Source organism: uncultured Mailhella sp., from assembly GCF_944324615.1.
In the GTDB taxonomy this organism is placed as follows: Bacteria; Desulfobacterota; Desulfovibrionia; order Desulfovibrionales; family Desulfovibrionaceae; genus Mailhella.
This window is the reverse complement of record NZ_CALUWY010000009.1, coordinates 41,816-66,573: the sequence shown is the minus strand read 5'-3', so window position 1 is coordinate 66,573 and position 24,758 is coordinate 41,816. Positions and strand designations below refer to the sequence as shown.

The 24,758-nt window shown below is 50.2% G+C and carries 17 protein-coding genes and 1 pseudogene; 9 read left to right on the top strand and 9 right to left on the bottom strand.

Annotated features, from left to right (window positions below; translation table 11 throughout):
- Window positions 1-531 (top strand): VWA domain-containing protein (locus Q0K07_RS03965; RefSeq protein WP_294556736.1); only part of this gene is annotated, 531 nt, incomplete at its 5' end.
- Between the two features lie 245 nt (window positions 532-776).
- On the opposite strand, the gene Q0K07_RS03960 is transcribed toward Q0K07_RS03965, so the two are convergent.
- From Q0K07_RS03960 to Q0K07_RS03945, 5 genes and pseudogenes are all read right to left on the bottom strand, one after another.
- Entirely contained in the window at window positions 777-4,310 is a 3,534-nt protein-coding gene (locus Q0K07_RS03960) for a Zn-binding domain-containing protein (protein WP_294556733.1), read from the bottom strand.
- Window positions 4,311-5,489: 1,179 nt separating this feature from the next.
- Window positions 5,490-5,780: pseudogene (locus tag Q0K07_RS13285) on the bottom strand (DEAD/DEAH box helicase); the annotation flags it as partial.
- 205 nt (window positions 5,781-5,985) lie between these two features.
- Complete coding sequence (locus tag Q0K07_RS03955; RefSeq protein ID WP_294556731.1) at window positions 5,986-7,017, bottom strand: hypothetical protein; 1,032 nt, start codon at window positions 7,015-7,017, stop codon at window positions 5,986-5,988.
- Entirely contained in the window at window positions 7,017-9,152 is a 2,136-nt protein-coding gene (locus Q0K07_RS03950; protein ID WP_294556729.1) for a hypothetical protein, read from the bottom strand. Before Q0K07_RS03950 ends, Q0K07_RS03955 begins: the two co-directional genes overlap by 1 nt.
- On the bottom strand, window positions 9,149-10,780 hold the full coding sequence (locus Q0K07_RS03945; protein WP_294556726.1) for a hypothetical protein: 1,632 nt from the start codon (window positions 10,778-10,780) through the stop codon (window positions 9,149-9,151). The genes Q0K07_RS03950 and Q0K07_RS03945 overlap by 4 nt, the downstream gene beginning before the upstream one ends.
- A 703-nt stretch (window positions 10,781-11,483) precedes the next feature.
- On the opposite strand from Q0K07_RS03945, the gene Q0K07_RS03940 reads away from it, so the two are divergent.
- Both Q0K07_RS03940 and Q0K07_RS03935 read left to right on the top strand, forming a co-directional pair.
- Entirely contained in the window at window positions 11,484-11,966 is a 483-nt protein-coding gene (locus tag Q0K07_RS03940; RefSeq protein ID WP_294556723.1) for a DUF1653 domain-containing protein, read from the top strand.
- A 244-nt stretch (window positions 11,967-12,210) separates the two neighbouring features.
- Window positions 12,211-12,777, top strand: a complete 567-nt coding sequence (locus Q0K07_RS03935) for a Fic family protein (RefSeq protein ID WP_294556720.1) — start codon at window positions 12,211-12,213, stop codon at window positions 12,775-12,777.
- Between the two features lie 50 nt (window positions 12,778-12,827).
- Here Q0K07_RS03935 and Q0K07_RS03930 read toward each other — a convergent pair whose 3' ends face one another.
- The 4 genes from Q0K07_RS03930 to Q0K07_RS03915 all read right to left on the bottom strand — a co-directional run bounded on the left by Q0K07_RS03930 (window position 12,828) and on the right by Q0K07_RS03915 (window position 17,102).
- Window positions 12,828-13,736 carry a hypothetical protein gene (locus Q0K07_RS03930; RefSeq protein WP_294556716.1) on the bottom strand — a complete coding sequence of 303 codons (909 nt, stop codon included), beginning with the start codon at window positions 13,734-13,736 and terminating at the stop codon, window positions 12,828-12,830.
- Between the two features lie 63 nt (window positions 13,737-13,799).
- Window positions 13,800-14,447, bottom strand: a complete 648-nt coding sequence (locus Q0K07_RS03925; protein WP_294556713.1) for a GIY-YIG nuclease family protein — start codon at window positions 14,445-14,447, stop codon at window positions 13,800-13,802.
- Between the two features lie 913 nt (window positions 14,448-15,360).
- Window positions 15,361-16,827 (bottom strand): catalase, encoded by a 1,467-nt coding sequence (locus tag Q0K07_RS03920; protein WP_294556710.1) that lies wholly within the window; start codon window positions 16,825-16,827, stop codon window positions 15,361-15,363.
- Window positions 16,803-17,102 carry a hypothetical protein gene (locus tag Q0K07_RS03915; protein WP_294556708.1) on the bottom strand — a complete coding sequence of 100 codons (300 nt, stop codon included), beginning with the start codon at window positions 17,100-17,102 and terminating at the stop codon, window positions 16,803-16,805. The genes Q0K07_RS03920 and Q0K07_RS03915 overlap by 25 nt, the downstream gene beginning before the upstream one ends.
- A 345-nt stretch (window positions 17,103-17,447) precedes the next feature.
- Here Q0K07_RS03915 and Q0K07_RS03910 point away from each other — a divergent pair, with 345 nt between their 5' ends.
- From Q0K07_RS03910 to Q0K07_RS03885, 6 genes are all read left to right on the top strand, one after another.
- On the top strand, window positions 17,448-18,014 hold the full coding sequence (locus Q0K07_RS03910) for an FRG domain-containing protein (protein WP_294556705.1): 567 nt from the start codon (window positions 17,448-17,450) through the stop codon (window positions 18,012-18,014).
- A 75-nt stretch (window positions 18,015-18,089) separates the two neighbouring features.
- Window positions 18,090-18,449: a hypothetical protein gene (locus Q0K07_RS03905; RefSeq protein WP_294556703.1), complete on the top strand. Its 360-nt coding sequence runs from the start codon at window positions 18,090-18,092 to the stop codon at window positions 18,447-18,449.
- A 910-nt stretch (window positions 18,450-19,359) separates the two neighbouring features.
- A complete protein-coding gene (locus Q0K07_RS03900) occupies window positions 19,360-19,743 on the top strand; it encodes a type III secretion system chaperone (RefSeq protein ID WP_294556701.1) in 384 nt (127 codons plus the stop codon).
- A gap of 14 nt (window positions 19,744-19,757) precedes the next feature.
- Window positions 19,758-22,304 (top strand): hypothetical protein, encoded by a 2,547-nt coding sequence (locus Q0K07_RS03895; RefSeq protein WP_294556698.1) that lies wholly within the window; start codon window positions 19,758-19,760, stop codon window positions 22,302-22,304.
- An 879-nt stretch (window positions 22,305-23,183) separates the two neighbouring features.
- The gene (locus Q0K07_RS03890) at window positions 23,184-23,921 is read left to right on the top strand and encodes a sulfite exporter TauE/SafE family protein (RefSeq protein WP_294556695.1); all 738 of its coding nucleotides are present in this window, start codon (window positions 23,184-23,186) and stop codon (window positions 23,919-23,921) included.
- 86 nt (window positions 23,922-24,007) lie between these two features.
- Complete coding sequence (locus Q0K07_RS03885) at window positions 24,008-24,295, top strand: DUF1653 domain-containing protein (RefSeq protein WP_294556692.1); 288 nt, start codon at window positions 24,008-24,010, stop codon at window positions 24,293-24,295.
- The last annotated feature ends 463 nt before the right edge of the window (window positions 24,296-24,758 follow it).

The window sequence follows — 24,758 nt, the reverse complement described above, 5'->3', positions numbered from 1 at the left end:
ACAGGAATCGATACAGCCGTCCATATACTTCTGGACATATCCGGCTCCATGACCAGCCGTATCGAACTTGCTGGTGCGGCCTGTTACTCCGTGGCGCTGGCTTTGGCTGCTATCCCGGGCATCTCCGTAGGCGTTTCTGCTTTCCCTGCTGATTACAAGGAAGATGTTACTGCGACCGTCTCTCCTTTACTTCGACATGGAGAACGGGTTGTGAACTCTTTCGGCGTTGAAGCTCATGGAAGCACACCCATGACTGAAGCCTTATGGTGGGTATTGGGGATGCTTTCGACACGACCAGAACATCGAAAAGTCGTATTGGTGGTGACGGATGGCTACCCAGACGATCCCGAGACTGCCAAAGAAACGATAACAGCAGCACAACGAATGGGAATGGACGTGCTGGGTATCGGCATCGACGCGCCTATCATTAACACTATGATTCCCAGCTCAGAAAACATCACCGACATCCGCGAACTGGCTCCGGCTATGTTCCGGATTCTTCAACACACAATGACTGAAAAACGGAGGTGACCATGGCGTCATCCATCAAACCTACAACCTTGCTTGCTATCAGTATTCTGATCCTTCAAATTGCCATAAAAATCGTGAAAGATACGGAGGATGATGACGAGTAAAAGAAAGGCTCCCCGGTATTTTGCCGAGGGGCCTTGCCAAAAACTTTTTTACTCATAATTGAAAGTCTCAACACAATCACAGCACTCTCACTAGTATCCCCTCCTTGCTTGTCCTTCAATTCACTACAGAATTACTCCTATTCATATATCAAGTCCGTCTAATATAACTTTAAGAGCCATAGGGCGGGCATATTTTGTGATCGCATCGCTTATGCTGATGGTATTTCGCTCCATAGGCTGTTTCCACATGGCCGGATAAATATGCAATTTTTTTTCCATACCACCTGCTTTCAAAAACAAAATGTCATCTTTATGAAAAACCGTCACCTTATATTGTTCCAATACCGGCAAAAACGGTTTGAACAGGGCCTCCTGCCTGTCTGCGGAAAGAGGTTCCGCAAGCCTCCCCTGCATGCTCCAGCGCAAGAGATCCAGCGCGGCGAACCTATCCAGCCGCCCGTGAATATGACGGTTGCGATAATGCTTCAGGCATTGATGACAGGCATCCTCACAGTCGCAAGCGGAAAGAAAACACTCCGTGTTCTGGAGAATCCCGGCCATGTAGGGAACAAGCCCCACGGCGTAGCCTGCCCCGCTGGAAAGGCTGTCGTATAGATACAGATCAACGCAGGTATCGTTTCCGTTCCCCCGGATACGATAACCGCTGACCAGCTCCGTAAACTCGATATCCAGCTTCTGGCATACCTGAAGACGCAAGGCCTCCGCCAGAGAAAGCGCAGCCCGTTCCAGCCACGGAGTACTGCGTTGCATATCCATCTTCCGACTGTCCAAAGTACATTCCAGTACGAGCATATCTGTGATGAAATCATAGCCCAGATCAACTTCAATCACTTCTGGATGCCGGCATTTTTCTGAGAACCGGCTTCGGTAAGGACGCCCCACCTCCTGTTTCAAGCGGCTTTTCTGAAGAGCCGGCACGGCGGCTCCGCAGTCCCGGCACACATAAAAACCGTTGCCTCCGTTGTTGTTCATCATAATGATGCGCTGGCCGCTCCGATCGGCCATGCGCATATATTTGCATCCCTCCACAAGCGCCATATTTCCCGATTCTGGAAGGGTGGAATATAAGGGCTGCTCCGCCCATGAATACGTTTCGTCCAGCCGGGAAGCGGATATGCTCCCGGCATTGACAGGTGCAAAGCCCCACGGCTTGAGCATGGGACGCCCTTGCTCAAGTTCTTCCGCTCCACAGAAGGGACAACGCCGCTCGTCGCCGGAAGCCAGCCCGAACCAGTGACAGCGGGAACAACGGACAATCGGCTTCAGATATGCACTGTCTTCGACAAAGGAGCGAGCCGGACTCTTCCAGTTCGATTTGCCGCCAACTTTATACCTTTCGCTTCCATAACTGTATAACCCGCCGATCTGATAGGTATTCTTATCCACGACGATACCGCGCCCCGGAGCGTACTCGCTGATGGCGATGTCCAGTCCTCGGGATACCTGATAGCGCAGTCGGCCTGTGTCATCCGTAATGTACACACTCACAACGTTTTTGGGGAAGGAATAGGTGGGAATAATGCTCTCTTCATACAAAGCATCCAGCATGCTGCGGGCCTGGATTCCTGCTCCCATCGTTTCATAAAGTTCTGGATGCTTATGCCACTTCTCATAAAGATTTTCCAATGCCTGCCGCAAGTTCCGGCGAAAATCGCTTTCCTTGATGTCGGCATTTCTATCCAGCAGTATGCCGTTGCGCAGTACGGGCCAGATTTCGAGAAAACGCAGAAACTCATCCCTGTGCGCGGAAAGAAAAAGCGTTGCCGGCATCTCATCCAGGCCCGGCAGACCATGCCGCTCACAGTAATCCTGAATGACGACCATGGACAGATGACGCTGGAGCAGCCGGGAACTGTGCGTATCTATCCACGGCCGACGCGGATCCCCCCGAAACATGGGGGACGGATCACGAAAATACAGCGCGTCATGCGGGCCGTTTTCACAAAACGTCACGATGGTGGAAAGCACGGCTCCACGGCGCCCTGCGCGACCGGCACGCTGCTGGTAATTCTCACGCAACGGCGGCACGTTCCTCAAACCGACGGCCACAAGAGAGCCGATATCAATGCCCACTTCCATGGTGGTCGTGCTGCTCAGAATATCGACGGGGGAATCGCCCTCCTTCACTATATCCTGAAAACGCAGCTCATACTCTTCCGTGCGGGACCACAGCTCGTCGCGCTGATCCTTGTAGGAAAGCTGCGCCGTATGCTCCTCCGTGTCGATGACCCGGATGGAAGCACCTCCAAGGGCATCCCGCATCTGCTTCTTCCACAATTCCAGGGCTTCAAGTTCTCTTCCAGCAAGGGGCTGTATGGAAGGTGCGCCGCAATGAGGACAGGCCCCTTTCAAAGGCATGGCCGTCACCCCCGAGCAACGGGAACAGCGGTACCAGACATGATTCATGTCGAACCGGGGAACCACGGCGGAAAGATCGACATAATATCGCTCCTGATTGTCCCGGCCGTACCTGAGGAAATTTTCCTGAAGAACCCGCTTCCACGTCCTCACCACCGGAGAATCCTGCGGCCAACCCATGATGCCCATCACGGAGGAAGGCAATTTCCAGTCCTTCATCAGGCCACATCCTTCATAGGGATGAAGCACCTGTTCCCGGACTTCATCCGATATCTGATGCCCGAGAGCCAGTCTGTCGCGGCAGATATGCAGCATCCATGCATTGAACATCTCAATGAACTGCTGCCGGTCCGTCTGGATGCCTTCATCTTCCAGTTCTTCCATGGCCTCTTGAAGATGCCTGTTTTCCGGTTCCAGCCATGCCATGGCGATATCGGAAGCGGTGTTGTACCCTGAACAGAAAAGCCTGAGCAGCTGTACCTGCATAGACTCGGGTGCAGACTCCACATCCATGTCGGGAGAACGTCTCCGGTTCATCCTGCGCAGCATTTTTGCGCAGTCTTCCTCCCAGAATCTCCGGCCATCCTTGCCGCTGAACATGTGCACGTTATGCAATCCGGCCTCAAGAGCAAAATATCCGTACAAATCGTTCAGGGTCTGCGGCTCGTCCGCCTGCGACATTCTTTTCAGTGCCAGAGCAAAAAGCTGTCGCGCGGCAGTAATGTCGGAAGCCTCCGACATGTCGCGGGCCAGTGTTGCCGCCCCCTGACGACTGTCGGAAAAAAGTAGCACCTTGCGCCCCTCGTTGGGCAGTTCCGGATTTCCCGCCTTTTCCGGAACCGGCGGCTGATGTTCAAACTGCGCCCGAATAAGACTGTAGAAGGGAAAATTTCCTCTCACGGCAAAATTGAGAATCTGCCCCGGCCCCAGGCGCCTGCCGCAGTGCGGACAGGCGTGAAATGTCTTGAGTCCCGGCCTTCCCTTATCCTCAAAATCAGGACAATAATACAGTTTCCGGATACCGGGCTTCCCCTGGGCGGCATCATCGCCGATATGCAAAAATCCGTTGCGTATATCCAGATAACAGGGGGTCATTCTGGACTTGCCCGTAATCTTCAGCGCCGAATAGCCCTTCGGAGGAATGTAAAGATGCATCTCTTTCAGCGTGCTGTCCATCCACTGGCCGGGAAGCCTCCAAAGATATGCCAGTCCCCTGTGCCTGAACTGTTCTTCAAGAATGTAGCCCTTGAAAAACAGCGCCCCGCAACGACGGTCGTGGTACAGCTCATAGACCACGGCGCCGCAATGCGGGCATACGGCCCGGCCGCTGGACAAGGTCACCTCACCCAGCGTGATTCCTCCTGAGCTGGAGGCATGCGGACAGTCCGCGTTGGTGCAGGCAAAGAGCCCCTGTATGCCCCGAAACAGCGGGTTCGCCCGCACGGGAAACAATATATCCCTGCCCTTCCGGGCCAGCGCAAGTATGGAAAGAAGCGTGCCCGTCATGGGCAAGGCCTGACTCAGAGCGGTATGGGGAAAAACGGCGGAAGCCAGTTCTGAAAGGGAAACCGACGTTCCTCGGCACTGAGCCATGAGTTCACGGAACGGCCGGTACTCCGGCAGGTGTTCAAAGAGCCATTCCCCAGCTTCCGGGACGGAGGTGAAAGGCGCGCCCTTCCGGTACGCCGCCCAAAACCTGTTCAAAGCAGCCGTCACATCCTCCTCATCGCTGAAGTCGGAGGCCGAAAAAGCGGCGACATGTTCCGACGGAACATCCAGACCGGCCTCGGGTAGCGCATTCCTTGATCCGGTGAGCCAGCAAAACGTTTCTCCCCCGGAAGCCGTAAGACTCCCTGCGAACTCCCGCACGGCCCTCCGGTCCCCTTCCCCGGCATCGGGCATGCTGGCGGTGGTCAGGATGAACTGTACGCGTTCACGGGGTATGCCGAGTTTATGGAACAAACGGCGCAGCAGAAGTGCCACTTCCCCACCCGAAGCCCCTTTATACATATGGGCTTCATCAATGACGAAAAGCAGGCGGTTTTTCGGTGAAGCCTCCAGCCATGCGCGGGTATCGTTCCATATCCCGCGTTCATGCGGACGAAACAGCATATATTCCAGCATGGAATAGTTGGTGATGAGAATGTCCGGGGTAACGGCCTGCATCTCGAAGCGGGTGATAAGTTCCGCATCCTCGGGATCTGTTGTATGACGCCCGCATTCCAAATGTTCCACAAAGGCGGAAAGATCCGCTTTGGCCGGAATGCGTCCCTGCTTTTTTAGCTCTCCGATATAGGTATTGCCGTCCGCATCGACCACGCGCTTCAGAGTCCGGGCGAGTTCCTTATCCTGATCGCCTTTCGGTGTCGTCCCCGGATACGGTGTGCGCCCCGTATACATGCCAAACTGCGGCCTGCGGACTTCTTCTCCCGCACAAGTCCGGAAGTGCTTCACAAAACGCCCTTCCCCGTCTCCCATGAGGCGCCGCAGACGGCTCAGCTGGTCGGAAACAAGAGCATTCATGGGATACATGATGATACAGCGCACGCCTCGCTTTGCCCACGTCCGCGGAGCATCATGCGCCTCTCGCACCAGCGCGGCCATAAGCGGCCACAAAAAGCACTCCGTCTTGCCGGAACCCGTCCCCGTAGATACGAACAGATCCTTACCGGCGACGGCTTTTTCCAGCGCTGTGATCTGATGCCGGAAGGGACTAGAATAAACGCCGAGTCCGTCCGCCGCAAGACAGGAAAAAAAGGTCCGCATCCAGCCCGGAATATCCGCAGCGGACATACCGTCCGGCACTTTCTCATATTCTGCAGACGATTCAACATACGGCTCACGGAACAGCACGCCCTCGTCGTCCAGTCTGTTCTGCAAGGCTTCAAGAAGAACGGGACTTCTGCGAAGATGGGTGATAATATAATCTTTCAGAGCACCCTTGAGTGCGGCGTGTGCATCCAACATACCTTCAGACATACGATCTCTCCTCAAAGCGGTAGCCCAGACGGGTCATAACGTCATGAAATGCGGGATAGACCTCCCCTGCCATGATGCGGAAAGCATAATAGCCCCGTTCCTTCTGGGAAGGATCCAGGTCAGGCCAGCTGTACAGGCGGAAAAAAGCCTCTACCGCAGGGGGGAGCAGGTAATCTGGTTTCACAAAAACCAGATTGTCTTCATGTTTCACATCAAAGAACGTCAGCCCACGCTGAGCGAGAAGCGCAGCGGCCAAGGCGGCATAACGGGGGTGCTCATTCCAATACTCAGGAAGAACACGACAATGAAACGTCTTCCCGTCAAAACGATACAACGTATAGGCGCTGTTCCCTTCCTTTCTTCTCATGAGGGAAAGTACGTCTCTGTCAGGCTGCTCCTTCCAGTATTTCTGACCGGATCGGGAAAAATGAAGGCGTAAGAATTCCCGATCTTCCGGAAAATCCCGACGTACTTCGTTCAACGACTCTCCCAGACGCACTAGCTCCTTCCGGGAGAGCAGCGCCTGAAGGCCGAACATGGAAAAAACATCCCTGTTCGCTTTGCCGGACTCCCCTTTCCGGTAAAAGCCCGCTCCGCTCATGGGACACGTTTTCCCGGGCCGAAGTCCCCGAAGAAACGATATTCCGTTCGCAAAAGCGCAGGACCGCACCGTGGGAGCGGCACGCCATGATCTGTGATAGAAGCAGCCGCCGCGCTGAAGAACATCCCGTATCTGCACCTGCAGGCCTTCGTTCGTGGCATCCTCGAAAGAGGCCAGCGCCTTTTCCACATAAGGAAACAGCTTGCGAAAGCTCATCAGCGTCTGTTCCATGACAGCTGCAACATGCTGCAGCGATACGCCTTCTTCCTCCTGCCCCTCTTCCTGCTCCCAAAGGGAAGCCAGCCCACGCACGGTGGCGACGCTGTACACAAGGCGGCAGTGCCAGTGTTCCGGCGTCTCACGGCTTCCCCTGGCTATTCCCAGATCCCGGGACAAGCGCTCAAAAATTCCGGACTCAGCCATCAGATTCGTTCTCCCGGAAGGTCTTCAAAAAGTCGCCGGTCCGCAGGACTCAGGTTATTTTCCGCTCCAAGTCTGTCAAAAAACTCCGTCTTTCGATCCAGCGCCACCGCCAGCGGAAAAAGCAGACACGCAACACGGAAAAACTCTCTGCTCCCCGCCGGCATGGAAGCACAGGCCCATGCCGCAAGCTCTCTGACCATGTTCTTCACAACAGGTTTCCGGCTCAGGCCTTTTATGGCGTTCACCATATCCGTTACGTCCCCGCCCTTCTCTTGCTCCCTGTAGCCGCTGCTTCTGCGGCATCCGGTCAGGACACCGGACCCCTTACCGGTGATGAAAACGTCGAGCACCAGCGGAAAGACATACGCATACAGCCCCGCAGGCTCTAGGGACAAATCGTCGGCATAAGGATGGACAAAAATCCACATTTTTCCCGAACCGCTCAATTCGGAAACCAGCTGATCGATCCAGCGATGCAAAAACGGATGCTTCACCACAATGACGACAGCATCATCACGCATCACGGCTTCCAGCGCCGCCGGCGTCCAGGCTCCGCAGCAGTCCAGCACGGCGGCATGGCGTCCCGTCATGGCGCAGGAAAGCGCATCCGCAACAGCCATGCCCTGCGGCCCGGCCAGCAGAAGCGACGTGCCGCTCTGAAAGGCGCCATACAAGAAATGCGCCAGCTCCTTGTCATGTTCCGCGCCGATCGCCTTCACATTATCCCGCAGCACCTCAAGGCTTTCTTCCGTATTCTGTACAACATCGGGGTCTTCCACCGTGTTGCCTGGACGAAAAAGAAACGACGCGGACGTATCGGCAGAAGCGTGCGAAGGCATCATGGAAGCCAGTTCGCCGGAAGCTCCGAACAAGGCCAGATCCGCAAGGAATCCCGCCGCCTCTTCACGCGCAAGAGAAAGCTTCTCCCGCAGCAGACGCAGACTTTCTTCCCCCAGGTGCTCATAGTGCGCCGCATGTTCCTGCGCCTGTTTCAGACGTTCTTCCGCAGCCGACGTTTCCCGTTGCATCTGCGCGAGCATCTTCTCATGTTCTGAACGGACATGCGCCAGTTTTTCTTCCAGAATCCGTTTTTCCTGTTCCAGTTCTTTACTCCGGGCCTCGCAGGCTTCCTGCTCCTTACGGATCTCTGCCTGCTGCTGCCTGAGGTCAGAAGCATACGTCACCAGCCATTCTTCCTGCAGCCTCTGGCGCAGGGTATCGTCACTTTCCAACAGACCGTGGAGAATGGTATTGCCGATATCCTCCCCTCTGATGTGCAAACTCAGTTCATTCTGAAACTTCTGCCAGTAGGATTTCGCCACTTCCAGCGGGATATGGCAGACGGAAGCAGTTTCTTCAGGTATCTCATCCTCGGAAAGTTGTCTAATCAAAGTATGAAGCTGAGTGACTCCTTTTCTGGTCACTCCGTTTTCCATAAGGAAACTTCTACTTAATTTTTTAATAAGCAAATCTCTTACTACGTATTTCGGACTAAGAATATTTATCCATCCTGATTCTTTTTGGAGTTTTATATATTTATACAAATAACAAGTAGTTATACTATCATACATATATACGTTTAAAATATCACTATCACATATATTATAATACGGTAATACATATATATCATTATTAATACAAATTCCACCAGGAACACTTTTCCACTGTGTGGGCTGACATAACACAGCGCTCCAAGTTCTGTTGGATGCCACGCCGAATTTAACAGACGTTTTTACTTCATTATTACTGATATTTCTGTCATTTTTAAATAAAATTAATCTGTTATGTTTACACGGGGGAATATCTATGCCGTTTTTCAGCTTTTCCACCAGTTCTTCTTCAGAAAGAGAGGAATATTTTTTAATAACCTCACACGGCACATATTCTTCACAACAGTTACTTTTGACCTTATCTTCATTATCTACAAACCACAGCCACACGCCAAGCTGCCCCGGCTGCATACCGGGATATCTCTGCTGACTATAAAAAAGCCTGTCTCGTTGATATCCTCTATAGGAACCGTCAATATCCGGTAAGGAAAGCGTATCGTCTTCCATGTCGGCAAGGCGCATCATTCTGTTATCTTCACCTGTTATTTCACAAACGGACATAATTTTTTTATAATCATACATCATCTTTTCCCCTTTGCTTCCATTACTCTGCACAGAAGAATCTGCGCCCTTCGGGAAACAGTTCCCTCAGACTGCCTTTGCCGTAGCCAGGCTTCAACCAGACGCCACCCCCGAAAAAAACGGAGACATTCCGCCAGAGCTCGGGAGGCTTCCTCTTCGTCTCCGTGCATACGCTTCAAACGACGACAAAGCTGCATGTCCGTCCATCCGGACGCATCGTCGCTTTTCGGCTGCTCCCTGCCTTCCGTACTCTCCCCTGTCTGACCGGGACGGACGAAGACGATGGTCCGCATGGAGTCCAACCCCTGAAAGATGGTCAACGTCTGACCCATGCCCGCTTTCAGCTCCAGGACTTCCCCGCCTTTCAGCGTATACCGTTCCGTCAGCGGTGAATCCTCACTTTTCAGCCACACCTCGCCGTCGAACGGTCCCCGTACATAAAGCAGCGTTCCGGGCCGGACGCCTTCCAGCAGGTCGCCTTTCAGTTCGTTTCCCTTATGATCCGTCACTGTCACCCCGGGAGGGGAAGTCGCCCGATCAAGGGGCTGCCGGATAAAGTAGTCATAGCGCAGGACATGTGAAAAGCGCCCTAGTTGAAGAAGAGGCGCATCCGAAGTGCCCGAAACCAGCTGTTTCCGTATTCCGCAGGCAAAGCGGATAAGGCGTGCCGAGTCCCGATGGACGATCTCCGGCAACGGCACCCGAGGAAAAGACTGTACACTTACGTTTTCCCCTTCAAGAAAGATGAAAAGCTCGTCGGCATTGTGATAAATAAGGTGCGGCGTGCGAATGACGACGGGCCACAGAGGAAAAATAAGCGGCGCCTGTCTCTTGAGGTTCGCCCTGAGACGAAGAAAAAAGCTCGCCGCCTCCCGGCTGAAAGACAGGGTCTTCACCCGGTATACATCACAGTTGAACCAGCCGTGTACCGATCGGGGTATCAGGGTGACGCGCACATTAAAGCAGTATCCGGGATCAAAACGTTCACGAAAGACCGCAATATATTCCCTGTTTACCTGAACATCAGGAAAAAAGGGCAGACGACGCCCGGTCTCGGCCTCAAACAGTGTCACATCGGCCAGTCCGTCTGCAGATTGAGGCCAGAGAGACGGCAACGCGGAGTGATCGTCGAGGGAAAGTCGGAAAATTTTTGAAGGATAATCCCCCGCATCAAGCCATGTCAGCCGATCGGGCTGGAGACGGTCCTTCAGGTTGTACCGGTATGTTTCCCCCCTGTCATTCTCAATGCAGAGCAGTTTTCGGGTACATCCCTCCAAAACGGCTTTCTGAAGTGCCAGCAGGCCAAGTTCCAGCCGCCAGCGCCCCGGTCCTTCTGTCCTCAGTCGAAGAGGCAGCGTACATATCCGTGCAGAAAAAGAAGAAAACGGCAGGTTATATCCGTATGTCTGGGAACGATCCTCGCAATCCTTATTCTGAGCTGCCTGGTCATGACGGAAATGTCGGATGCGTTCTCTCCCGGCAGTGAATGTTACACCCTGTCCGCAAATACCGCAGACAAAAATCTTGCTTCGTGCAGAAACAGTGTACGGGCAGTCCCTCGCTGCATCATACTCCGTTACCGGTTGATACCCATACTTATCCGACCACATGAGAACATGGGAAAGTGACATCTTACATCCTGAAAAGCTGTGTATCGTTTGAGATTAAACTATCAATACTATATTCCATTCCAAATTTCCATATTTACCAGTTCCTCCTTAGTAACTCTCCATTTTTAATATTTTTATTTAGTGAATTTAGATAGTTAACCGCCATACCCAGCCTAATATATAAGTGACTTTACTATTTCACTATTTCCACAATGATTTTACAGTAAAATATAATTATCCTGTTATATCAATTCTATACTAAAAAAATAGTACTATATGTAATATAAAAAGTATCATATATATTTTGATATTTCAATATAATTTATTTTAACAAATATTTATTTAATCAATATATTTGTTATAGTTAAAAATATATTTTTTCTTATATTGTTTATACACAACAACATAGCTTTTAACTAATATATCGTCATCATTAATTTAAAAAGATACCTCCCACAATAACACAAAAATAAATAATTATGCTAACATATCGACATATTAAGAAAAATTTCATAAAATACGCTTTAATTGATTACAACAGATACTTCCATCTTGTCGACTATCTGCTTTCCATTTAAAAATTGGGTCAGAGGTAACTCGCTATATTCGAACTTAAATATGTATATCCTGATCAGTTTCCATGCAGAACTCCGATAAAAGACTAAAAGTTCAAACAAAAACATAGGATGTCGTGTGCATATACTACTGCCATAAATCTATAACCATGGTCATTCTTCAAAAAAGTGTCCCCCTTTCAAAATTTAAAGGTCAAAATAAAGTTTCACCTCTTGGAGCTCATCTCCCGCGCTTGTCAATCAATTTTTCCCCTGCTATCCCAAAAGAAAAATATACTCCGATCCTGCCAACAGTCATTACCCTCATGATCGAAGCACTTTCTTTTTTAGGAGCCTCTCAGTCAGAGTCAGACCAGCGTTTCCCCTTCAAACCAGGCGACATCGTTCGGCATTTCAAGCATGAACACTACCCTGCCGATTCTCCCATGTACACCTACAAAATCCTGGGATATGCAACTCACTCCGAGACCAGAGAAACTCTCGTCATCTATGAGGCGCTCTACGACCTGCACGATGGAGATACACTCAAGGTATTCGCAAGACCGCTCGATATGTTCATGTCAAAGGTGGACAAAAAGAAGTATCCCGACATCCGGCAGGAATACCGCTTCGAGCTTCTGAGCAGAGCGTAACGGGAAACTTCCTTTCTTGCCTGCACATGTTCCCTCTGCTATTTCTGAGCAGAACATACAGGCGGAGCATCTCATGTCACTGACGGAATCACTCTCTCGAATCGACGATCTTCAGGAGCAGATCAAAAGTCTGCCTCCCCTGAGAGATGCATAAATTACCTCTCTGCGCGCATATTACAAAGTCAAGCTAACTTACAGCAGCAATGCTCTGGAAGGAAATACGCTAACGGAGTCGGAAACCAAGGTGGTTCTGGAAGACGGGCTCATCATCGGTGGACGGCCTTTACGTGATCACCTCGAAGCCGTCGGCCATGCCACCGCCTTTGACTACATATACTCGCTCCAGCGCGGCACGGGACTCTCCGAACTGGATATCCTCACCCTGCACAAACTGTTCTTCAGCAAGATTCAGGAAGAACAGGCCGGTGTCTACAGAAAAAGCCGCATCTTCGTGACGGGGGCTGCCCACAAGTTTCCGAACCCCGAAGAAGTTCCAGCTCTCATGAAGGAATTCGTGGAGCAGGTTCCGCGATGGAAGGAACAATACCATCCGGTCGAATACGCAGCTCGCCTTCATCAGCGGCTTGTGGCCATCCATCCTTTTGTTGACGGCAACGGCCGAGTAGCAAGGCTGCTCATGAATCTGGCCCTACTCCAGAGCGGCCATCAGGTCACTGTTATCCCTCCCGTTCTCCGCTTGGAATACATTGGGACTCTGGAAACGTCCCATCGACACATGATGCCTTTCATTCTGTTCATCTGCTGCCAGATTGAAGCTCAAAACGAATACCTGCGGTTGCTGAAGGACTAACCTTCGTTAAAATTTCAGAAAGTTTAGTAATGCAATAAAACACACTTAATTTACACCAAATGATGCGGGACTCCAGAAGCAGAGCTTGTAATTTTTCTTTTTTCGGTATCACGAATTTTATCAGCTATTTTTTGAATTTTATTCGTTATCCACATATATGCTGTAGTTCCCTCAGAATAATCAGCTTCTGCATACATATCAACTCGACCATCTTCACGCATTTGTTCTACTTGCTGCATTGCTTTCAAGTCACCTTTTGGATATATAGCAAATGTTGCACCACCATTTTTCTTTATTACAGAAAAAGCTGGAATATCACTTGGACCATCAGCAATATAAATCATATTTTCAAAGTGAACTCTTCTATTTACTTCTGGAATTTTAGAATTAACATCAATACCATCAATCTTACCAATCCCTTTATTAATTTCAAAAATAGCTCTTGTTTTTGTAGTATTATCAATTGCATAAAGTACTTCATTTATAATAGGTTTTCCCTCTGCATCAGGAGCGTCCAACAGTTCACATCCCCAAATTCCATCGACAAAAGGCATTAATTTTGAACCACGAATAACTTCTGCAAATCCAGTGCTAACAATATAATGTTCAACCTGAATACCATATTCTGCATAAGTTTTATCATTATCTAACATACTCTTAGTTTTTTCAAATATATCAGGAATTCCATTATAGAATTTTTGCTGTTCACCATATTGACGAAGTTTTTGATTATTTAATCCTCTAAATTTACCTTCATGGGCACATTTAATAAAATAATTTAAATAATATGTATCTTTATTAATACGAATATTTTGTTCTTCATATTGTTTTGGAATTGTATTAACTTGCTCCCAAAAATATGAAGGTGAAATTTCATATTCTTTAAAAATTGGATCTTGCATATATCCATCTATTAATGTTTTATCACAATCCCAAATTATAGCTATAATATTAGCCATATGACTACTCCTTTTTATACATTAAAATAAAAATTTATCATATTTTAAAGTAATTTTACACACTTATTTTTTACGAATGTCATTCAACCATTTTCCCTTATATTTAAAATATTTTGGACCTGCAATATGTTTTTGACCAGTAAGTAGCTTTGCCAGTGCTGTAAGCGTCATTGTTTTACCCTCAAATTCAACTTTATTATCACTTACAACTGTAGCTTTAATATTTGAATTTTTTCCATATTCAATTTGCTCGCCTATAGCAATTCTACATTTAGAAAACGAAAAATTTGAAGCTCTTTCTTTCTGTATATCATCAACCTCTCGTGCATTTTTTTCTTCCTGTTCTTCTTCTATAGTTGCAGGAATACGCCTAAGTCTATCTTTAGTATTATGTATTTCTGCCATTGCTTCAAGAATTTGGTAAGCATCTTCTGGTGACACAGCATAAAATTCACGTTTTCTTTGCTTTCCATTATAAAGTTCAACAGATCTAAGATCTGGATTTAATTTATCTATGATGCTATGTAAATTTTGATCAGATAGGCATGAATCAACTCCATATAATGCATATACACGAAATGCATATGGTGTACACTCACTACTATTAAGTTTTTTAAGACGTGTGTTGATATCCTTAGCGTAACCAATTTTAATATAATTAGGAAATGATGGATTAGTAAGTATGTAAATTACTCCTTCAGACTTATCCATAACGATCTCCACTACCATATCTTTTTGATGAAATAGCGTATTACAAAAAAATAAATTATGCAAGCAGTACGCAGATTCTTCTTCAACTTATTATAAGCATCATCCATCCCCCTACTCCGTTTTTCAATAAAAAACGTACTCATCATCGCGGAAAAACATATTGCCACGGCCTCAGATTTAGGCTACTGATGAAGCACGAACGAGTTGCAGCGGTAAAATAAATCTAAATATTTGGCATAGTTAGGATAAAATCTCTTCCTCTCCGCCAGATATTTCCAAGGGGTTGCATTGAAAAATGCGACCCCCTTTTTCGTTAATGAATATTCATGACTGGTGATTTTCGTAGTGATGCGGACAAGTGTGCTTATGAAAGACGCCTGGGACTGCATGCAAGCGCAGGATTGAGGAGTCGCAGAGCAACGAAAACAATGCCTTAAAAAGTCACACAGAGCATAATTTTGACACAACAAATGTCTGCCCTTCTCTGTGTCCGGTGCCGTTCCTGCTTTCCGTCCGGCATGCCACAACTTTTGAGCGCTGGCACAGTTCCATCGCCCGGCACCCGCTCCCGACACTTTCGGACTGATTCCGAAAGACACAGCTTTTCAACCGGTTCCTTTTCGTCCGGACTATGGACTGCTCACTCCCCGGGCAGCTCTTCTTATGGATACAGAGGAAAAAAGCTCAGAAAGGCACCCATACGGAAATTCCGGAAAACGTACACCTCTGCCATGCCCCCCATCCTTACGGAATCTGTCCATCGTGCACCAAGAGACAAAAAACAGGCATGCCCCATTGCGGAGCATACCTGCTTTTTATTCAGATCTTCCACATCATCGCATGGCAGGAAGATCCGTCCGGCTATCAGGACAGACTTACCGCCTGCCATCACCGTGTTAACAACAATACCTCTTTATTCCTCACCCATTTCACTCAGCGGGATGCCGCACGCGCGGGCCACGCCTGCACCATACGCAGGATCAGCCTTGGCACAGTGGCGGATATGACGCAGCTTGATTTCCCGGGGAGCATCGCCCAGGGATCTGGCCGTATTGCCGAACAGCGCCTCCTTCTGTTCAGGACTCATCAGACGGAAAAGCTTGCCGGGCTGCTCGAAGTAATCTGCATCATCGCACGGGTAGTCCCAGCGGGCCGCATCTCCGCTGATCTTCAAAGGCGGTTCCGCAAAATCCGGCTGTTCCTTCCAGGCACCCATGCTGTTGGGCTCATAGCTGGTATAACTGCCGTAGTTGCCGTCTACGCGCATGGCGCCGTCACGATGGAAGCTGTGATACGGACAGCGAGGCCGGTTGACCGGAATCATGTTATGGTTGACCCCCAGCCGATAGCGCTGGGCATCGCCATAGGAGAACAGCCGCCCCTGCAGCATCTTATCGGGGGAAACGCCGATACCGGGAACCAGATTGGCGGGGTTGAAGGCCGCCTGCTCCACTTCGGCAAAGTAGTTTTCAGGATTACGGTTTAATTCCAGCACGCCCACCTCAATCATCGGGCAGTCCTTGTGATACCAGACCTTGGTCAGATCAAACGGATGATAGGGAAGTTTTTCCGCATCTTCCTCGGGCATCACCTGGAAATATAAGGTCCAGCGGGGGAAATCCCCTTTTTCAATATGCTCGTACAGGTCCCTCTGGTGACTGTCCCTGTCCCGCCCGATAAGCTCCTGCGCTTCGGCATCCGTCAGATTTCTGATTCCCTGCTGAGTCTTGAAGTGAAACTTGACCCAGAAACGTTTGTTCTCCGCATTGATGAGGCTGTAGGTGTGACTGCCGAAACCGTGCATGTGCCGGTACGAGGCCGGAATCCCCCGATCACTCATGAGCACCGTAATCTGATGCAGCGCCTCGGGCAGAAGCGTCCAGAAGTCCCAGTTGTCTGCAGCGCTGTGCATATTGGTGCGCGGATTACGTTTGACCACATGGTTCAGATCGGGGAACTTAAGCGGATCACGCAGGAAAAACACCGGCGTATTGTTGCCCACCATGTCCCAGTTGCCCTGATCCGTGTAGAATTTGACGGCAAATCCACGGATGTCGCGTTCCGCATCTGCGGCACCACGCTCACCCGCCACAGTGGAGAAGCGGACAAAGACCTCCGTCTTTTTCCCTACTTCGGCAAAAAGCGATGCCCGGGTGTACCGGGTAACATCATGGGTCACGGTAAACGTTCCGTACGCTCCGGAACCCTTGGCGTGCATACGCCTCTCGGGAATGACTTCCCTGTCAAAATGAGCCAGTTTCTCCTGAAACCAGACATCCTGCATCAGCATGGGGCCGCGCGGACCGGCGGTCAGCGCATGGTTGTTGTCGGCTACCGGGGCACCGGCACTGGTCGTCAGACGATCGTTTTTATCAGCCATATGCGTTCTCCAGGTTTGCGCACCGACGGGTGCAGTGAGTAAACCTTCCCAGAAGGGAACACCTGAGAGAACCATGGCATACTCTTTGCTTTCTGTAAATAGTAAAAGTTATTATTATTATTTAATTTCTGACAGTCTGGGCAGACAAGCAGCTTCAACGAAGCGGCACCGCGCCCCTCTGCCCTTCCCTGATCTTCCCGGGCGGAACAAAGCGTCTGCCCTGCCGTACTGCCCTGTATCGGGCCGGTGCGGATAAAATGAGACAGGCTGATCATACTTTTGCTGCATTCAGACACAGGCAAGCGCATCCGTCTCACAGGATGGCACCGCCCAGCCCACCATGAGTCCACCATAAACGCTCCGGAAACTGTTCCGTTTTACCCCGGATGCCTCAGCCCAGGAAGGACGACGCTAAGGAAGACTCCACTCAAGTTCTGAACTCCACGGATTACGCCTTATTCAAGCATAAAAGATAAGAAAGTCATCATAAAACGCTGCTGGGAGTGAATGGACAGATTTTGTATCCTCGGTATAATTCTAAAAAATTTTATTTCACACAAAACAGACTAGAAAAATTTATTAAAATAGTTTATAATTACATAAATTTTGGAGTATAGTCTATGAATATTGAATTTGAATCGCAATTTATCAAAAAATATTATTTTGATAAAATAGAAGAGTTTTATACATATATTCAATTTAACTGCTATTCAAATAATAGCAATATAAATTTATTAAGAGATTGTATTTTTAGAGGTATAGGACGCACAGACTATACACTAACACCAACAATTCTTAGAAATCTTCCTCAAAATTTCACTTTTGAAAATCAATTTTTAAAAGAAACATCTTATCTTCATTTTTTTTGTAAATATTGCAATGAAAACGGACTACCCATTCCATATGAGTTAGACATTTCAGACATCTATTTTACTGATATTACAGATACAAAACGATGGCACCGCCAAGACCAAAGAAATGAAGACATACAATGGGGTATATCTCGATCAGAAATATGGCCACCTAAAAATATTATGAATCTTTTAGCGTTAGCACAACATTATGGATTACCGACAAGACTTCTTGATTGGACACAAGATATTTTTGTAGCCATGTATTTTGCAACAATGAGTGCAATTAATAATTCATCAAAAAAAGATAATAATTGTAATAGATTTTCTATATGAGCTTTTAATGTAAAACAGTTTCAATTAATTAATAAAGGAATAAATAATCAAATACCACTTAGAGTATTTGTTCCTATGTATGCTGACAACCCCAATACTAAAGCACAAAAAGGAGTATTAACAACATGGATTATTAATTTAACAAATTTATACAACTTAGGTAAATGGAAATCTATTTACCCTGAGGAAGATAGAGATACAGAAAAATTTTTAATTCACTACTTAGAAGGAATTTCTCCAAAAGATGCCGTAGGAACTATATTATTTAAATTTGATTTACCATATAGTGAAATAACTAAATCCATCTCTATACTTTTGGATCATAATTACTACACTTCTAGAATTTTTCCTAGTTATGATGGCGTTGTAAGACAAATAAAAGATTATAATATATCAATACATAATAATTTAACAAATAGTACATTCAATTTATAATATAGTGTAAAAAATATATAAACTACATAATAACTAAAATTAATAAAATATATAATATTTATATCATATATGATATAAATAAAAATACTGCATACAATATGTAACATTAATGTTCTTTTACCATGATGTCTGACCTCTTTTACGCTTTTTCATGTCTTTATAGATGTAAAAAACATAAAAAATATGAGACAAAATCACTGAATTTTTGATATTGAAGACATTGCACAAAAAAACTCACCTGGATATTCCGCAAGGGAAGAGCACCTCACGCTGCACGGGAGGTATCACACTCCGTCATGAAAACAGTTCTGGTTCAGCTGAAAATGCCCTGCCGTTTTTAAATAGACAACAATCTTTTCACCCGCGTTCAGCTTTTCCAGCTTATTGTGCGCCGCACTCGCTCCGTATAGATCATGGATGGAAAAATCATCATGTTCGATGACTTTTCCGCCATGCAGGACCGGGTCGAAATGGTGCGTCCCATGGGAAACAGTCTGTATTGGAAAGACTGGATCCGATATTCTTCCCGCCAGAAATCTGCAGCTCGAAGGCCTTTCAGGCCTCATTCGCCATCATGGAGGCATGACGGCTTTTTTTGTCTTTTCTTTTGCAGGCCGAACAGTTGAACATCGGCGCAGACAAGTTTCAATCTCGGTGAAATACGCTTCGACCGGATACAGGATGCACTTTCTGAGCGCACGACAAGAAAACACTCCGGACAGCGACCATGGATTCTCAGTGTTCTGAAGCGGACTTCAAAAGCTGACCGGACCGGCGGGGTTCCACAACAGAAAACATCCTTTTCGTTTTCCTGAAAAAACGATATCTTCTTTTTGCAACATGCAGGAAAGCAACATTTCATTTCCCCATGGCCGGTCTGAACCCCTGGGGATATACAGGAGAAAGAATCATGACACAGCATGAAGCCATGGAAGCCCTGTCTCGTCAGACGGGAATGCGACTGGCATTCAACGACAACGGTCTGTGCCGCCTTCGCTTCGATGGTCGTTTCATTGTGGATATGGAAGTAGCGGATGATGAAACGGCCATCTATCTGTATTCGCGTCTCGGGCAGCTCCCCGCTGCAGAGCACGGCAGAGAGCTGATGCTCCGTATGATGCGTGCCCACTGTCTGGGCCGTGAAAGCGGCAGAACCATGTTCGGCCTGGATGGTGACGATGTTCTGGCCTTTTCCCGTGTGGAGCTGGCCTGTGCCGATGAAAACACCCTCTACAACGCGCTGGAAGATTTTCTGGATGTTCTGGCCGTCTGGATCGACGAACTGCAGAAATAACTCAAGGAGAAAACATGGCCGATCCCTTACAGGCGACATCTTCTCGCTTTATCAGTCTTGATACCGATTTCGGCTACGATGCTCTGGGCGGCATAGGTCGCCTGGGTTCGCATCGCATGGAAGTGCTCCAGCCGGGCATGCGGCAGACGAACCGCATACCGGGCCCGCCTCACACCGTGGGGCGCTGGTTCTCCAGGCTGCTTGACTATCTCACCCCTGCAAGCTGGCGCGCCCAGGGGAAATTCCAGCGCGGACTGGAAGATTTCAGCGCACAGACCGGCAGACTGCTGGGATATCTGCATGAAGCCAGTCAGTGCTCCCCCCTCAGCATGGAACGAGAAAAGGCTCTGACATCTGCCCTCCGCGAACTGGCACAGCTGCGGGATGCCGCCACCCCCATGACACGCAGAGGCGCAGACTACGCGGAGCTGCTGCAGACCCGCGTAAGGCGCAACATGGCCATTCTGCGGGACGAGCAGCCGCAGCTTGTGCAGGCCATGCGGGCGCTGAAGACAGGCGGTCTGCTGGATACTGTCATCTCCCGCCTTTCTCTCAACAGTCAGGGAGAAATGATTGAAGATCTGACCCTGATCCGTGATGCCATTTATGCCGATGAAGATGCCGTGCTCACTCAGGTGAAAGAGCGGGCAGAGGAACTGAAGACGAGTCAGGAAGTACAGGTAACGGAGAGTCCGGCAAAACCTCAGCCCTATCATTCCCGCTTCAGCCTTGATTCGCTCCGTTCCTTCTTTCTGGAAGGCAACCCTTTCAAAGCACACACCCGGAAAATTCTGCAGGAACGGGAAGCCGCCCTTTCCCAGTTCAGCGGCGAGGCCCGGAACACGCTCCTGTCCGCACTTGACACCGTCAATGACGCCTTGAAGGACAGACTGACCGCAGACGCGAAAAGTTTTGCTCAGGCTCAGGCGCTGGTGGATGAAAAAATGAACAAAGCCATCCGCTGTGCCATGAACGATGTCTGCGAATTCGCCCTGAGCCACCTGGATACGCAGGAAAGCACGGGGCGGGATGGGCAGGACTTTCAGCGTATCGAGGCCGACTTCGTACGCGAGGAACTGCGCGCGCTGAACGGGCGCAGAAATATGGAAGAAACAGACGCGGCAACGCCGCAGGATGCCCCCGACGACGCCCGGAAGAATCCAGCTCTGCACGCCATCCGTACAGCACGGCAGCAGATCCGGGACATCTCAACCCTCTACGGTGAACTTACGGAAGGCATCGGTGAACTGGAACGGCGGGACAGCCGCTATCGCTGCAGCCTGCTGCTTCACGATCTGGCCCAGACCAGACTTCCGGAAAGCATTGATCCGCAGGATTTCGGCGAAGCCTGCGACACGCTCATTGCGGCACTGCAGGATGAGGTGCCCGATGACTGGGCCGTGAAGCAGAGTCTGGCCCTTCTGGAACGCGCGATGGGCAGCCCAGCCATGCCTGAAGAGATGCGCGCCCGTTTCAACGCGGCCCGGCCCGAGCTTATGCGGAACTTCACCCCTCAGGCTCCCCTGACCTTTCAGCTGCCCGGCGCGCTGCAGTACGACGATGGACTGAGCGATCTGGAACACTCGCGCAAGATGCATCAGGCCGTAGGACATGCAGGCGCCATTCTGCAGCGTTCCCGCCTGCCGCAGGCAGACAGCCTCGTCGCTCAGGGTCTTCAGATAAGTCGCCTGGCCATGCGCCTGCGCACGGCGGAGTGGCGCGAAGCGGAAAAAAAGGAACAGACCACGGCGGAACTGCGCTCAGCCATAGGGCGTTTCATGGCCAATCTGACGCTGGCGCAGATGCAGATCCTCAATCCCAACGTGCGGAGCGCCCAGCCCGAAGCAAAGGAACTCGACCAGAAAACCGCTCAGGAAGGCATTGCCCTGCTCCAGCAGAGCGTAGAGATGGTTATTTCCTTCCTGAAAGCCTCCCAGAGCGGCGTAGTGGCACGGGCAGCCCTGAACGACGGACGACGCCTGCTGGAAAAGGGCGTAGCCGCGGCACGGGCATGCGACAAACTGAACGCCAATCTCATATACACGGAAAAAGCCATGACAGAACAGCTTGCCGTCTGTCTGGAATCGGGCAGGGACGACTCCGAGGCAACATTGCGGAGCATGCTGGAAGGAAGCCGGTGGAACAGAGGCAAGCACAGCGAAGCCCGGAAGGCCGTATACGATCTTCTGGACGCTCTGCGTCCTGTACGGGCATGCCGTGACCAGAGCCAGCTTCTGCGTTTTCTCTCCAACAGGCTGTTGCAGGCCTTCACTCCTCATGACGTTTACATGGGCTTTGACGGCAACATACATATGCTGATCGATACGGACCGGCAGGGCCTTCTGGACAGCAAAAAAGTTCAGGGCACACGCTGGATCATACTGCCGCCGCCGGAAAGCCTGAAACCCGGTGTTTCCACCGGCGTGCAGCGGCTGGACAACCTTCTGAGCGCAGGGAACAACCGTGAGAGGTTCTACCCGGAAATGTACCGCATGCTGAAGAACTATTTTTCCGGCAAACCCTATAATTTCAGCCTGCCGGGAGATCAGTCCCGCCCGTGATCCCGCATCCTTAATTAATGGGACTCTTCAGCCGGACTCTTCCGCACAGGAACCAGCCCGACAGTGAAGAGGTCCCTGTACAAAATACGCCTCAGGGCCGGATTCAGCTATGCTGAATCCGGCCTTCTTTACAGCGCAGCTCCCTCAGAAACGGCGCGCTCCGCTCTTTCCGGCGAAAAGCAACGAAGCGCCGGTGCCCTCTTACCGGCGCTGCTTCAGAGCAGACCTGCGCTGCCGAAAAACACAGAACCCCGGTCAGTTTCCCCTGAAACAATGTTTTCTTCTGTGCCTCACCGCAGCAGAAGAGCAAAAACTGCGCCAGCTGCAGAACCGGCTCCCGCAGCTGGCCCTGCCCTGCCGTAAAAGCAGGCGGTTTTTTGCTCGTTCCGTGGCCCGGAGCGATGTTTCAAGGCAGAAACACATGGACACGAAACAACAAAACAAAAAAATTCCCTTCTGCACCACAGCAGGAACCCTGCCTGTGCAGGCCACCTTCTTACCTGAAAAAACGCATGTCCGATCTCTCCGGTCCTTCCCTCCCCATGTCTCTCATCCTTCTGGAAAAAGGAAGGCTCTTCTGCCTTCCGCAGCCATGTTCAGGCTCCGGGGATGAGCATTTTCCCAGAAAGCTCTTTTCCGGCAATGTCCAGGTCGTTCCCAAGCGCTGAGGACGGCGAAAAGCCCCTTTGCCCCCCGCATCCACCTCATGCCGGAAGCACGGAACAAGGGAGGAAAGATCCGGCATTCCCTTCCCGCCGCGCCAGCGGATATTTCCTAACAAGGCGTAGAAACAGCATCTTTTCAATGCGGAAAAAATATTCTAAAGTCGGATCCGCATGTTTCAAGGTTGTGTTCGGCACCTGTTCCGGAGGCCTGCAAATGTTTACTGCAACCTGCGCCTATATTTTTTTCGGCTGGCTTTTCGGCGGACTTGTGAGCGGTATCGCGGGAATCGGAGGGATGATGGTGGCTCTGCCCATCATCCTCCTCGGCATGCCCGTGACGGATGCCATACTGACCTGCTGCATCATCGGTGCACCCGGCTGTACTCAGCTGGCCTGGCTGTATCGCAAAAACGTTATCTGGTCGGATGTGCTGTGGCTCTGGGCAAGCTGTGTTCCGGGATGCCTCCTGGGAGCACTCGCACTTAAAATCGTTCCCATTCAGTGGCTGCAGATAGGCATAAGCCTTATGATCGCCTGCTTTGTCGTACTTCAGATCATAAAGAAAAACAAAGCATTACACATGAAAGATTCCGTAATATCGCTCATTGTCACAGGCCTTGCCAGCGGTTTTGCCAATTCCTCCGTATCCGTCGGCGGCGTACCCATGGGAATTTTCCTTCTCCTCAAGGGCTGGGGGCCGGACAGAGCCAGAAGCACCATGACCATGCTGTTTCTCATGAGCGGCTGGGCCACGCTGATCAGTCAGTGGGCAGCAGGACTTTACCGCCTGGAATTCTTCCAGCTTGCCGTTGCAGGCATTGTGGCGGCCTTCATCGGGCAGAAGCTGGGCTATATCATAGGAAGATATCTGAACCAGCGCATATTTACCGTGCTGCTTCTCGCCTTTCTCAGCCTGTCGGCCGTGATGCTCTTTTATAAGGCTGTGGTCTGAGCGTCCGCCTGCCTCCCGACCCGGCGCAGGTCTCTGCGCGGGCTCCGGTTCTTCGCTGCCTGTACCTGTTCCTTCAGGAGATAGCCATGCCCGAATCCCATGACCGCCCTTGCTTCAAGGCCGGTGACATCGTCCGCCATTTCAAGCACGAGCTTTACCCCGCAGACTCCCCCATGTACACCTACAGAATACTCGGCCTTGCCGTGCATTCCGAAACCAGGGAAACCCTTGTGATCTACGAGGCTCTCTATGACCTGAAGGAGGGAGAAAGCATCAAGGTGTTCGCAAGGCCGCTTGATATGTTCATGTCCCGAGTGGACAAGGAAAAATATCCGGACATCAGACAGGAATACCGCTTCGAGCTCATGTCCTGAGCACAGGGGAACCTTCCTTTTTTTCACCTCGCCCTTCCGGCAGGCATCTTTTTTGCCTGTGCCCCGGATTCAGCTGCCGTGCCGCATGCCGCAGCTTCTCTGCCTATGCAGTCCAGGCGGCAAAAGGCCTCTGCCGGGCGGAAGCCCCGGCACATACTCTGCAAAAAATGAAAACTTCCGCAAGGATGCTGCGTTAAAACAGCCGCAGGCAGCCCCTTCCTCATGCGGGAAAAAGACTCCGGCATATCCGCAGCGTCCCCCACGGCCCTTCCTGCGTGCATCAGCAGGAAAGCAGCGCCGTTCTCTGCCGGGAAGCAGGAAATCATGAAAAAGCTATGGCCCCGTGCAGGAAGGCATACTGCATGAAGGGCTCGGAATGCACGCCCTTTCGGCAGCCGGCACGAGAAAGTGACTCCTGCGCCGCCCGGACAGAGGCCGGGCCTTTTCGCAGAACGGCGAAGTC